Here is an 11,888-nt window from a genome sequence, read left to right as displayed (position 1 = left end):
GTCAGAACTCCTGGAGAACTTCAGTTTGGGGGACTGCAAGCGGCTGAAGCGCCGTCCAGTCCGGATGTGCGCCGGATGCAAATCCGGGAGCGGTAAGCGATCCCGTGAGGAGATCGCCGTCATGGATCTGCAGGCGGATGAAATCCTCATCGCGGCTGTAGAGATCGGGATGGGCCTGGAGGAAAGCCTCGGCCTCGCCTGCAGGCGCGAAGCCGAAACCATCGACGTAGTGATGACCGTTGCGCTCGGCATGGGTGACGCCGATCAGCGCGCCGAGCGCGAGATCCTGCTGCACACCGAGGCCGGCCTGGCAGGTGAGATCCTCGCCGGTGATGAAATACGGCCTGCCCTGCGCGCTCCACGCCGCGGCGCGCGTGGCATTGGCGATAGATTTGTAAAAGCCCTTGCAGGATTTCGAGGAGATGCCGCGATAGCCGAGCTGTTTCGCGGCGGGAAACGCATCCCAGCTGTCATCGGCTTCGTCGATGATGAAGGCGCGCGAGCTCAGCAGACCGAGAGGCTGTTCGCGCGTGATGTCGCGCGGCATCGGTTGCTCGATATAGAGCAGCTTCGATGCGATCGGCGCCAGCGCGGCGTCCTTGTCGAGACGATCGACGAGTGAACAGAGCGCTTCGAGATCGGCATATTGCTCATTGGCGTCGAGCGTGACCTGATAATCGTAAGGCAGCGTGGCGAGCGCGTTGCCGATCCGCGTCAGGCGTCCGGCGTCCGCGTCGGGATCGCCATTCATCTTCAGCTTGAAGTAATGCGCGCCTGAATTCTCATTGAGATCGGCAACACCGCCCTCACCTTCGATCACATCATCGAGGCCAACAGTGTGACGCAGCGCCACGCGCGGCAGGCGGCGGCGGCTGGCAAGGAAGGCGGCGATGTCATCGGCGCCGAGATCGGGCGCGAGACGCGATGTGAGACCGGCGACGTTGGCCTTCATGCCGGAGAAGAAGTCGGTGCCGAGACCCCGCAGCAAGGCATCGAGCACGGCCTTGTCGATCTCCGCGGGGCCGAAGGCGGCTGCCAACGGCGGGATATCCAGTTCGGCGCAGGCCTTCATCTGCGCGCCAATACAGGCGGCATGCAGACCGAAAGCGGTGATGTAACCGGACTGCGCGCGATAGAGGTCCCTCGCAATCGCCAGCGACCGGCGCAGCTCGTTCACGGTGTCGTCGATGGACAGATGCGGCCGCTTGTCGAACCATTTCGGCACCATCAACTCGGCGGAGGCGCCGACGAACACGCCCCTGCCCTCGACCTCAAGCTCGACGCGCGTAAAAGCCTGCGGCGCGGCATGAACCGTTACGCTGCCAAAGCGAAACGGCCGCACGAACGCCGTCGGGCGTTCGAACAGCGTGATATCTCGCAAGGCGACGCGTGGTGTGGTGGACATGGTCATGCCCTCTCCAGACCTCTCCCCGCTTGCGGGGAGAGGTCGACGTCCGCATGCAAAGCATGTGGGCGTCGGGTGAGGGGGAGCCTCCACATGCTCGGAGCCCGCGGAGAGTCCCCCTCATCCGTCCGCGCTCCGCGCGGCCACCTTCTCCCCGCAAGCGGGGAGAAGTCAGAACGCGCGTCGCGGCGACGGCAGGATTGCTTCGCAGCACGCATCATCAATCCAGCGCGCTGTTGGTCATGAAGTGCTTGCGGATGCGGGCGACCAGATCGGTGAAGATCGGGTTCGACATCACATCGAGCGTGCGCTCGCGGCCGAGCGGCACGTCGTAGATCGCAGCGATGCCGCCCGGACGCTCGGTCATGACAAGCACCTTGTCGGCGAGGAACACCGCCTCCGGAATCGAGTGGGTGATGAGCAGGATGGTCTTGCCGGTGGTACGCTGGATGCGTGACAGCTCGACGTTCATCTTTTCTCTGGTCATCGCATCGAGCGCGCCAAAGGGCTCGTCCATCATCATGATCTTGGGATCGTGCACCAGCGCACGGCAGATCGAGGCACGCTGCTGCATGCCGCCCGAGAGCTGCCACGGCAGCTTCTTCTCGAAGCCCTCAAGGCCGACCATCTTGAGCAGTTCTTTCGCGCGCGGAATGTATTTTTCGCGCGAAAGATTCTTCATGTCGATCGGCATGAGGACGTTGTTGAGGATATTCCGCCACGGCAGCAGCAGTGCGTTCTGGAACACGATGCCGACATCGCCATGGGGCTCGGTGACCTTCTTGCCATCGACATGGATCTCTCCGGTCGTCGGCGCAAGAAGGCCCGAGATCAGCTTGAGCAGCGTGGACTTGCCGCAGCCGGAAGGACCGACCACGACGAAGAACTCGCCGTCATTGATGTGAAAGTCGAGAGGACGCAGCGACTGCACCTGGCCGTCGCCGGTCCCGTAAGTCTTCGACACGCCGGCGAGGTGAATCCCCGTGGCGTTGGACGACTGCGGCTGTTCCGACACGACACGAAGATGCGCGCTGGGTTGATCGACGCTCATTTTGTTCGTGGCCCTCAGTGTTGCAGTCATCGCAGTCGTCCCTGTCGCGCTTACTTCGGCAGATAGTCGTTGGTGTAGAAGGCCTTCGGATTATCCTTGGCCTTGGCTTCCAGACCGCCGTACTCGACCATCAGATCGACCGAGTCCTTCATGTTCTGGTCGGTGACCTGGAACGGGCGCTTACCTTTGGTTTCCGGGGTGGTGTAGAGCGGGATGGTCAGTTCGAAACCCTGAGTCAGGGTATCGATCTTGCCGCCCTTCGGATTTGCATCGAGGATCGACTGGGCGGCCGCCTTCGGGTCCTTCGAGGCCGCTTCGACGGCCTTGGTGGTGGCCGACATGAAGCGCTTCACGAGGTCAGGGTTCGCCTTCACCCAATCGGTGTTGGAGATGATGCCCGACGAAACGAGGTGAATGCCGTAATCCGCGAACTTGATCGGGAACACATCCTTGCCGGTGGCGTCCTTGATCTTCATGGACTGGTCCATGACGTAGCCGAGCAGCAGATCGGCCTGGCCGTTGATGACGGCGTTCAGCTTGGTCTGACCATCGCCGGCAACGGTCTTGAAATCGGATTCCTTGAGGCCGGCCTTCTTGAGGAACAGCGGCCAGATCTGGGTCATCGAGTCCGCGGGGGTGATGGCGACGGTCTTGCCCTTGATGTCTTCCGGCTTCTTGATGTTCTTGTCGACGAAGCCCATCGCCGACATCGGCGAGGTCTGCAGCAGCACGCCGGTGGAAATGACGGGTGCGCCCTTCACGGCAGCGCGCATCATGGTGGGAACGTCGACGTAGCCGAAATTCACGCTCTTGGCGGCAACGGCCTGGGTGGTCGCAGCCGAACCGCGGCCTTCCTGAATGTCGAGATCGATGCCTTCAGCGGCATAGATGCCCTTGGCCTTGCCGTAATAGAACGGCGCGTGCTCGCCATAGACATACCAGTTGAGCATCAGCGTCACCTTGTCGGCGGCAGCGGCCGGCGCGGCGAAGGCGATCGTCGCAGCGATCGCAGCAGTCGAAACAGCGGTAACCCATTTCAGCATAGTCAGCCTCCCTTTGAAGCAGGTGAAGGCGGCCCGTTAGACCGGGCCGCTTTTTGGATATTGGCGCCCGGTCAGGACGCGACGAAAACATCAGCGCGCTGGCTGACGTGCCATGGAATGGCGATACGCTCGATGCGATCGACCAGCCAGAACAGGATCACGCCGAGCAGCGCGAGAATAACGAGAGCCGCAAACATGGTCGGCAGGTCGAAAGTGCCGATCGAACGTTGCAGGACATAACCGATGCCTGAATTGGAGCCCACGAACTCGCCGACCACCGCCCCGACGACGGCGAGCGTGACCGACACCTTGAGGCCCGAGAAGATCGCCGGCAAAGCGTGCGGCAGGTTCACTGCGCAGAACACACGCATGCGGCTGCCCTTCATGGCGCGGGCGAGATCGACCATGTCGGGATCGACCGACTTGAAGCCCTGCACCGCGGAGACGACCACCGGGAAGAAACCAAGCAGGAAGGCAGCGATGATCTTCGGCACGATGCCGAAACCGAACCACACGACGAACAGCGGCGCGATGGCGACCTTCGGGATCGACTGCGAGAACACCAGCAGCGGATAGACATAGCTTTCCACCGTGCGAGATCCCGCGATCAGCATCGCGACCGGAATGCCGAACACGGCCGAAGCCAGGAAGCCGAGCAGCGTCGCATAAGTGGTCGGCCACGACTGCGCCAGCAACTCGGGCCAATCGGTATAGAGCACCTTCACCACATCCATCGGCGCCGGGATCTGATAGGCCGGAATGCCGAAGATACGGATCGAGAGATCCCACGCCGCGATGATGAACAGCAGAAAGATGAACGGGCGCAACCAGGATGAATTCAGCAGTCTTGTCACTGCCCCTGGCGCCTTTTTCTCACTCACGCGTCTCGTCTCCCAGTTGGCCGGCTTCGCGGTCGCAATTAACTCGTTGGATAAATACTAACCACAGCGGTTGCGTTGTCAATTGGGTGATTAATTACGGAAAATTATGGAATGAAATCAGCTGGATAAGCTGTTTACAAGCCTCCATCTGTCAGCGCCCGGCTTGACCGGGCGATCCAGTAAACGCCGAAAGCAGCGCTTGATCGGAAGCTGCAGAGGCTACTGGATCCCCGCTTTCGCGGGGATGACAGGCTGAGATCCAGGCACGGGAATCTCAGCGGCCGAGCGACCTGTCAGCGCGCCCAGAATGAGCGACACCATATGCGCCAGCCGCTCGTCCTTGGCATCCTTCGCAAGCAAATCGCGGCCGAAGATCACGCTCAGCGTGGCATTGTTGCCGATGTAGAAAAAGCTGAGACCGGCGATGGAAATGTAGAGCTGCACCGGGTCCATCGCGACCTTGAAGTCGCCGCTTGCCACGCCGCGCACGACAACTTCGCGGATCATCTCCACGAAAGGCGAATGCATCGACTTCACCTTGTCGGACCGCTTGAGGTGTCTGGCGCGCTCCAGATTCTCGGTATTGAGCAGCGCAAGGAATTCCGGATTGCGGATGAAGTAGTTCCAGGTGAAGGTGATCAGGCTCTCGATCGCCTCGGGCGGATCGAGGTGTTCGAGATCGAGCGTGCGCTCCTCGGCACGGATTTTGGCATAGGTGCCTTCCAGCACCGCCAGATAGAGATCGTCCTTCTTGCCGACGTGGTAATACAGCATGCGTTTGTTGGCGCCAGCGGCCGCCGCGATGCGATCGACACGCGCACCAGCCAGGCCGCGCGTGGCGAATTCCTTGGTCGCCGCCTCCAGGATACGCAACCGCATACCCTCGGGGTCTCGCTGCCACCTCTGGGCCCTGCCCGTCGACTTGCCTGCCCTGGTCGACCTTGTCCGGATCGTTTGCCTGGTCGCTTGTTTCTTGGCCAAACCTTATCCCTGTCATCGACCGGTATGATGGATCACACCGGCAACCTCATCGCGTGTAGCATGCGGTCGCAGCATTGAGAACCGCATACGTTCTGGCGAGTATGCACAAACATCCATCGCCTTTTAGCCGACACGTCGCTATCACAGCGCGGCCCAACCGGATCCCGCCGTGCCTACCATCATCACCGACCCGTTCTTCTATCTCGTCGCCATTCCGGCGGTGCTGTTCCTCGGCCTGTCCAAAGGCGGCTTTGCCGGTGTCGGGATCGCGGCGACACCCCTGCTCGCTCTGTATCTGCCGCCGCTCGAAGCAGCCGCCCTTCTGCTGCCGGTACTGATCACCCAGGATCTCATTTCGCTTTATGTCTATCGCCGCGAATGGGATGCCTCGAATCTGAAGATCATGCTGCCCGGCGCCATCATCGGCATGGCGATCGCGTGGCTGCTTGCCTCCGTCATTTCCGATAACGCGGTGCGGATCACCGTCGGCCTGATCGGCCTTGTCTTCGTCATCGATGTCTGGCGCAAGCGCGCCCAGATCGAACCGCGCCGCATGGGCCCGGTTGCGGGCGTGTTCTGGGGCGCAGTGTCGGGCTTCACGTCTTTCATGACCCAGGCGGGCGGCCCACCGTTTCAGGTCTATGTGCTGCCGCAACGATTGCCGAAGCTGGTGCTGGTCGGCACCATGACGATTTTCTTCGCCATCGTGAATGCGCTGAAGATCGTGCCCTATCTGGCGCTTGGACAATTCAACACGGCGAATTTCGCGACATCGCTGCTGCTCTTGCCGGCGGCCGTGCTCGCCAATTTTGCCGGCATCTGGCTGGTGAAGCACACGCCTACCGACCTGTTCTACAACATCGCCTATGCCATGCTGCTGGTGATCTCGATCGTGCTGCTGTGGCAGGGGGTATCGCATTTCGTGCGATAACCAGTACCCGGCTTGACAATGTAAGCCATCAGCTTACATTTCAAGGGCGTGATCTCCTGCGAGGCGCCCGTGATCCGGTCTTTCATTCATCCCGGACTGAATGAGCTCTGGAGCAAGAAAACGCCGGCAAAGATCGACAAGAAGATGCATGGGCGCATTTTGCGCAGGCTGGACATGCTGGATGTCGCCGCCACGCCGAACGACATGGGCCTGCCTGGATTTAATTTTCATCCGCTGCGCGGCAAACCGCAGCGCTATTCGGTTCACGTCAACGGACCATGGTGTCTCACCTTCGAATTCGAAGCCGGCGATGCGTGGCGCATCGATTTTGAGCAGTATCACTAGGAGAACCGCAATGGCTGAACAGATTACCAAACGTAGTGCGTCCCGCTGCCCAACTCACCCAGGCGCAATTCTGCGCGAAGATGTTATTCCGGCCGTCGATCGCTCAAAAACCGAGATCGCTCGCCTGCTGGGGATTTCACGCCAGCATTTGCATGACATCCTCGAAGAGAAGAAGCCGATCTCGCCGGAAGTGGCGGTACGGATCGGCAAATTGTTCGGTAACGGCGCAGGCATTTGGGTTCGGATGCAAGGCGCCTATGACACCTGGCACGCAGAGCAGAACGTCGATGTCAGCGGGATCGAGACATTGAAGGTGGCGTAGCAGGCTTCAGCTCTCCCTTTCCTCCCGCTCGATCAGTAGCGTCGGAATACCGAGCGTGCCGTCGCGCAGGCTGGCGACGCGGGTGCCCGGCTTGCGACCGCTCCGCACCTCGGAGACGGTGACATGAGCGGCCAGCAGGCGTTCGCGCGTCGCATCGATATCGGTCACGCGCCATGTCATGCCCCACAACACGTCGCGATGGATATCGCCCTGATCGTGCGGACGCTTGACCAGCTCGACGATGAGATCGCCACAGCGGAAGAACATCAGGTGACCCCAGTCCGGATTGGAGCGGTCCAGCGCGAGATCGAGGCCGAGGCGTGCACCATAGAGCGCGGCAGCGCGTTCGGGATCCTGCGTGGCGACGACGATGTGATCGAGGCCGATGACTGGCGTCTCGCTGGTGCTGGCCGAAGCCGGGCGCTCGCCATTCAGCTCGAGGAAGAACTGGCGCACGCCGCGGGTGTGATCGGTGGCGGCGCGGGTGCGCTTCCAGGACAGCGTGGCGCCGGTGTCACGATCCCGGCTCTCGACCTCGGCAATCGGGTCGGGCTTCAGAGCCACGCGATCGAGGCGGCGATGCATCTTCGCGATATCATTGGTCGCAAAACAGATGCTGGCGAGGCTGGCACCGCTTTCCGGCAGCACCGCACGGATGCGGTTCGCCGCCGTGCCATCGCCCTGCGGGGCCAACAGCTCGACGGACATGTTAGCCAGCGTGAAAATCGCCAGTTCGGCACCCTCGCTGGTGCTGCGCCAGGCGGGTTTGCGCGAGAACAAGGTCTGGTAAGCGGCGATGCCGGCCTCCAGATCGTTCAGCAGAATGACGACATGATCCAGTCCGGTGATCATGGTTATCTCCTCCCGTTTCTTGCTGCGCCACTATGCCAGCTTTTACGGTCGGCCGGTCAAGACGCCGCAGACACTTGGCGCGATTTGCCCCAGTGCGGCCACGACCGCGGCACAGACAGGATGGGCGGCACTCGTGCGGCATCGCACAATTTCCATGGCGGGAAGCGCCACGGCTGTTAAGCTACCGATGTGGCCGATGCCCGGGGGCCGCACCGCCATCACCCTGACGCGACGGACGGATCCATGAAAGCGCTCTTTATCGGACAGACCTATATCGACGTCACCTTCATCACCGACCACATGCCCACCGGCGACGAGAAGCATGTCGCCTCCGACTACGCCGTGTCGTTCGGCGGCAATGCCGTCACCGCGGCGTTCTGCTGCGCCAAGCTCGGCATCGTGCCCGACCTGATCGCCACCGTGGCCAATGACTGGCTCGGGCGCATGTTCATGGACATGAGCGCGAAGTACAATATCGAGATTCATCCGCGCAAGGTGGCGTCATCGTCGCTGTCCTTCATTATGCCGAAGGACGGCAAGCGCGCCATCGTGCGCTGCCGCGACGACGAGCACATCCATCCGTTCCCGCTGTTGAATTTGGGCGCCTGCCGCGCGCTGCATGTGGACGGGCACCAGCCGGACGCGGCGATCCATTATGCGAAACTGTGCCGCGAGGCCGGCATCCTCACCTCGCTGGATGGCGGCGGTCTGCGCACCAATACGCATGAGCTCTTGGAATATATCGACGTCGCCATCGTCGCCGAACGCCTGTGCGAGCAGATGGACCTGACGCCGGAAAAGATGCTGGACTATCTCAAGGGCCGCGGCTGCCGCGTCGGCGGCGTCACGCTCGGCGAGAAGGGACTGCTCTGGTATGACGAAGCAGGCACTGTGCATACGCAACCCGCCTATCCGATCCCGCGCGAGCGTGTGATTGACACCAACGGCGCTGGCGACGTGTTTCACGGGGCTTACGTGTATTCATATCTCGCCAATCCCGGCGCGAGCTGGTCGGAGCATTTCCAGTTCGCCCGGGCGGCCTCGACGCACAAGATCCAGAAACTGGGGAATGAAGCGGGATTGCCGACGCTGGCAGATATTGCTGATGTGAGGACGGAGTTCGAGAAGGCGTGATCGCCTCACACACTCACTGTCGTCGCCCGGCTTGACCGGGCGATCCAGTAACCTCATGAGCTACAGTTTTTACTGGGTCACCCGGTCAACCGGGTGATGACAGTGAGAGTTACTGCTTCCCCTCACCCGTCATGAAGTCGAAATCGCAGCCTTCATCGGCCTGCAGGATCGTCGCGTGGAACAGATGTGCGTAGCCGCGTTTCGCCCAGTCCGGCGTTTCCGGCTTCGGCAGCGCCGCCTGCCGCTTCGCGAGCTCCGCCTCATCCACCAGGAGATCGATTGACCGGTTGGCGACATCGAGCCGGATCATGTCGCCATTCTGCACCAGCGCCAGCGGACCACCCACGGCGCTTTCCGGCGTGATATGCAGCACGATGGTGCCGAAAGCCGTGCCGCTCATGCGCGCGTCGGAGATGCGCACCATATCCTTCACCCCGCCCCGCGCGAGCTTTTTCGGGATCGGCAGATAGCCGGCCTCGGGCATGCCGGGCGCACCCTTGGGGCCGGCATTGCGCAGAACCAGCACGTCATCGGCATTCACATCGAAATCGGGATCATCGATCCGGTTGGTCATGTCCTCGACGGATTCGAACACGACGGCGCGGCCGGTGTGCTGAAGCAGTTTGGGAGAGGCCGCCGCGTGCTTGATGACGGCGCTGCGCGGCGCGAGATTGCCATGCAGGATGGCGAGGCCACCTTCGCGCTTGATGGGATTGTCCTTGGAGCGGATCACGTCCTGCCCCGGCACGTCCTCGGCCTTAGCCACGATCTCTCGCAGCGTCTGGCCGGTGACGGACTTCGCATCGAGATCGATGAGATCGCCAAGCTGCTCCATCAGTTTGGGCACACCGCCGGCGTGATGGAAGTGCTCCATGTAGTGATCGCCCGAGGGCTTGAGATCGACCAGCACAGGCACGTCACGTCCGAGATCGTCGAAGGCGCCGAGGTCGATGCGGTTCGGCGTACGGTTCGCCATCGCGGTGAGGTGGATCAGGCCGTTCGTGGAGCCGCCGATCGCCTGCAGCACCACCTGCGCGTTACGGAACGAGCCCGGCGTCAGGAATTCGCTCGGCTTCGGACCTTTGTTCCTCGCAAGCTCGGCCGCAACCTTGCCGCTGGCCTCCGCAGAACGGAAGCGCTCCGCATGCGGCGCCGGAATGGTCGCGCTCATGGGGAGGGACAGACCCATGGCTTCGGTGATGCAGGCCATGGTGGAGGCCGTGCCCATCACCATGCAGGTGCCGACGGATGGCGCGAGGCGCGCATTCACGTCGTCGATCTCTTGCTGATCGATCTCCCCCGCGCGGAACTTGCCCCACATGCGCCTGCAATCCGTGCAGGCGCCGAGCACTTCGCCCTTGTGATGGCCGACCACCATGGGGCCGACCGGGATCACCACCGTCGGCAGATCGACGGACAGCGCCGCCATGATCTGTGCCGGCAACGTCTTGTCGCAACCGCCGATCACCACCACGGCGTCCATCGGCTGGGCGCGGATCATCTCCTCCGTATCCATCGCCATCAGGTTGCGCAGATACATGGATGTCGGATGCGCAAAGCTTTCGCCGATGGAGATGGTGGGGAACACCATCGGCAGCGCGCCGGCCAGCATGACGCCGCGCTTCACCGCCTCGATGATCTGCGGGGCGTTGCCGTGGCAGGGATTGTAATCGCTATGGGTGTTGGTGATGCCGACGATGGGACGATCGAGCGCATCGTCGGAATAGCCCATCGCCTTGATGAAGGCTTTTCGCAGAAACAGCGAAAAGCCGGCATCGCCGTAACTCGTGAGCCCCTTGCGCAATCCGTCGGCCATTCTCGCGTTCCCAATGCTTGTTTTGAATGGTTCTTATGGAGCGATGGGGAAGGATGTCAATGCGGGGCACGGAGCTATAGGATGGGTGGAGTGCAACGAAACCCATCATTTCGTCCGATGTGGCAAGCTCGGCCGATGGGTTTCGCTCCGGCGCCATCATGCTTCCGCTCTACTCATCCGACGATCTCGGCGCCCAGATCTTGCTGAAATCTCCCGAAAACTCGGCGCTGCAAAAGGCACCGCCCTGATAGAAATCGCCGACCGGATCGGGCTTCAGCTTGGCCTGCTCCGCCATCGCGTGCGCGCGATGATCCTCGCCGCGTCCGGTCGGGCGATAGCCGAGCTCATAAGCGCGCGTGTTGTCCCACCAGGCGCGCTCGTTATAGGAGGCGCCGTACAACACCTCGAAATGGATACCGGGATGCTCGAGCCCGATACGGCAGAGCTGAACCAGATCCTCCGGCTTCAGCCAGATCGAGAGGCGGCGTTTGTCGAGCGGAACGTCGCCGAAATTACCGATGCGCAGGCATGTCACCGAGAGGCCGTGCTTGTCGGCATAGAGCGCGCCGAGCGCCTCGCCAAATACCTTGCTGACGCCATAGCGACTGTCCGGCCGCGCTGTGACGTCCGGCGGGATCTTGCTGTAGCGCGGATAGAAACCGACGGCATGGTTCGACGACGCGAACACGATGCGCCTGACGCCCTTCCTTCGTGCCGCTTCGAACAGATTGTAGCAGCCGACAATATTGGCCTGCAGGATGGTGTCCCACGGCCCCTCCACCGAGAAACCGCCGAAATGCAGGATGCCATCGACACCCTCGCAAATGGCCTCAACGGCAGCGAGATCGGCGAGGTCGGCCTGTTTGAACATCTCGTCCGACTTCAGGCTCGGCGGCGTTGCGAGATCGCTGAGGACGAGATCCGGATAGATCGGCGGCAGGAGTTCGCGCAAACGCGTGCCGATGCCACCCGATGCGCCCGTCATCAAGATCCTTGGCATTCCCGTCCCTCATGATGTTGTCAGTTGTCAGACAAGTATGACGCAGCGTCGGCGTCTCAGCAAGGCAGCGCGACCGGCATTGCTTGCCGCCCATCCCTGCCGATGCTAGCAAACGCATCCGAGGAAA

General features: G+C 61.8%; 12 protein-coding genes. 4 read left to right on the top strand and 8 right to left on the bottom strand.

Going from position 1 to position 11,888, the window contains the following annotated elements:
* Window position 1: 1 nt before the first annotated feature.
* The 5 genes from E0H22_RS09720 to E0H22_RS09700 all read right to left on the bottom strand — a co-directional run bounded on the left by E0H22_RS09720 (window position 2) and on the right by E0H22_RS09700 (window position 5,259).
* A complete protein-coding gene (locus E0H22_RS09720) occupies window positions 2-1,411 on the bottom strand; it encodes a hypothetical protein (RefSeq protein ID WP_233025445.1) in 1,410 nt (469 codons plus the stop codon).
* A 214-nt stretch (window positions 1,412-1,625) separates the two neighbouring features.
* The gene (locus E0H22_RS09715) at window positions 1,626-2,486 is read right to left on the bottom strand and encodes an ABC transporter ATP-binding protein (protein WP_233025444.1); all 861 of its coding nucleotides are present in this window, start codon (window positions 2,484-2,486) and stop codon (window positions 1,626-1,628) included.
* A 20-nt stretch (window positions 2,487-2,506) separates the two neighbouring features.
* On the bottom strand, window positions 2,507-3,499 hold the full coding sequence (locus tag E0H22_RS09710) for an ABC transporter substrate-binding protein (RefSeq protein WP_233025443.1): 993 nt from the start codon (window positions 3,497-3,499) through the stop codon (window positions 2,507-2,509).
* A gap of 71 nt (window positions 3,500-3,570) precedes the next feature.
* Window positions 3,571-4,380, bottom strand: coding sequence for an ABC transporter permease (locus E0H22_RS09705; RefSeq protein WP_233025442.1), 810 nt, complete (start codon window positions 4,378-4,380; stop codon window positions 3,571-3,573).
* Between the two features lie 219 nt (window positions 4,381-4,599).
* On the bottom strand, window positions 4,600-5,259 hold the full coding sequence (locus E0H22_RS09700) for a TetR/AcrR family transcriptional regulator (RefSeq protein WP_233025441.1): 660 nt from the start codon (window positions 5,257-5,259) through the stop codon (window positions 4,600-4,602).
* A 271-nt stretch (window positions 5,260-5,530) separates the two neighbouring features.
* Between E0H22_RS09700 and E0H22_RS09695 the strand changes: the two genes are divergently transcribed.
* The 3 genes from E0H22_RS09695 (at window position 5,531) to E0H22_RS09685 (ending at window position 6,959) form a co-directional block, all read left to right on the top strand.
* Window positions 5,531-6,292, top strand: a complete 762-nt coding sequence (locus E0H22_RS09695) for a sulfite exporter TauE/SafE family protein (RefSeq protein WP_233025440.1) — start codon at window positions 5,531-5,533, stop codon at window positions 6,290-6,292.
* A gap of 69 nt (window positions 6,293-6,361) precedes the next feature.
* Window positions 6,362-6,637 (top strand): type II toxin-antitoxin system RelE/ParE family toxin, encoded by a 276-nt coding sequence (locus E0H22_RS09690; protein ID WP_233025439.1) that lies wholly within the window; start codon window positions 6,362-6,364, stop codon window positions 6,635-6,637.
* A 10-nt stretch (window positions 6,638-6,647) separates the two neighbouring features.
* Entirely contained in the window at window positions 6,648-6,959 is a 312-nt protein-coding gene (locus tag E0H22_RS09685) for a HigA family addiction module antitoxin (RefSeq protein ID WP_233025438.1), read from the top strand.
* Between the two features lie 6 nt (window positions 6,960-6,965).
* Here E0H22_RS09685 and E0H22_RS09680 read toward each other — a convergent pair whose 3' ends face one another.
* Window positions 6,966-7,811 carry a VOC family protein gene (locus E0H22_RS09680; RefSeq protein ID WP_233025437.1) on the bottom strand — a complete coding sequence of 282 codons (846 nt, stop codon included), beginning with the start codon at window positions 7,809-7,811 and terminating at the stop codon, window positions 6,966-6,968.
* Between the two features lie 243 nt (window positions 7,812-8,054).
* Between E0H22_RS09680 and E0H22_RS09675 the strand changes: the two genes are divergently transcribed.
* Window positions 8,055-8,945, top strand: a complete 891-nt coding sequence (locus E0H22_RS09675; protein ID WP_233025436.1) for a sugar kinase — start codon at window positions 8,055-8,057, stop codon at window positions 8,943-8,945.
* Between the two features lie 109 nt (window positions 8,946-9,054).
* Here E0H22_RS09675 and E0H22_RS09670 read toward each other — a convergent pair whose 3' ends face one another.
* The gene (locus E0H22_RS09670) at window positions 9,055-10,761 is read right to left on the bottom strand and encodes an IlvD/Edd family dehydratase (protein ID WP_233025435.1); all 1,707 of its coding nucleotides are present in this window, start codon (window positions 10,759-10,761) and stop codon (window positions 9,055-9,057) included.
* A gap of 169 nt (window positions 10,762-10,930) precedes the next feature.
* Window positions 10,931-11,761, bottom strand: a complete 831-nt coding sequence (locus E0H22_RS09665) for an NAD-dependent epimerase/dehydratase family protein (RefSeq protein ID WP_233025434.1) — start codon at window positions 11,759-11,761, stop codon at window positions 10,931-10,933.
* Window positions 11,762-11,888 lie beyond the last annotated feature (127 nt).

It is taken from the genome of Rhodopseudomonas boonkerdii (genome assembly GCF_021184025.1).
In the GTDB taxonomy this organism is placed as follows: Bacteria; Pseudomonadota; Alphaproteobacteria; order Rhizobiales; family Xanthobacteraceae; genus Tardiphaga; species Tardiphaga boonkerdii.
Note: the sequence above shows the minus strand (reverse complement) of the source record. Positions and strands in the feature narration are given on the sequence as shown.

Excerpts from the sequence above, each read along its gene's own strand:
- E0H22_RS09720 (WP_233025445.1), bottom strand. The coding sequence starts at position 1,411 with ATGACCATGTCCACCACACCACGCGTCGCCTTGCGAGATATCACGCTG.
- E0H22_RS09715 (WP_233025444.1), bottom strand. The coding sequence starts at position 2,486 with ATGACTGCAACACTGAGGGCCACGAACAAAATGAGCGTCGATCAACCC.
- E0H22_RS09710 (WP_233025443.1), bottom strand. The coding sequence starts at position 3,499 with ATGCTGAAATGGGTTACCGCTGTTTCGACTGCTGCGATCGCTGCGACG.
- E0H22_RS09700 (WP_233025441.1), bottom strand. The coding sequence starts at position 5,259 with ATGCGGTTGCGTATCCTGGAGGCGGCGACCAAGGAATTCGCCACGCGC.
- E0H22_RS09685 (WP_233025438.1), top strand. The coding sequence starts at position 6,648 with ATGGCTGAACAGATTACCAAACGTAGTGCGTCCCGCTGCCCAACTCAC.
- E0H22_RS09680 (WP_233025437.1), bottom strand. The coding sequence starts at position 7,811 with ATGATCACCGGACTGGATCATGTCGTCATTCTGCTGAACGATCTGGAG.
- E0H22_RS09675 (WP_233025436.1), top strand. The coding sequence starts at position 8,055 with ATGAAAGCGCTCTTTATCGGACAGACCTATATCGACGTCACCTTCATC.
- E0H22_RS09670 (WP_233025435.1), bottom strand. The coding sequence starts at position 10,761 with ATGGCCGACGGATTGCGCAAGGGGCTCACGAGTTACGGCGATGCCGGC.
- E0H22_RS09665 (WP_233025434.1), bottom strand. The coding sequence starts at position 11,761 with ATGCCAAGGATCTTGATGACGGGCGCATCGGGTGGCATCGGCACGCGT.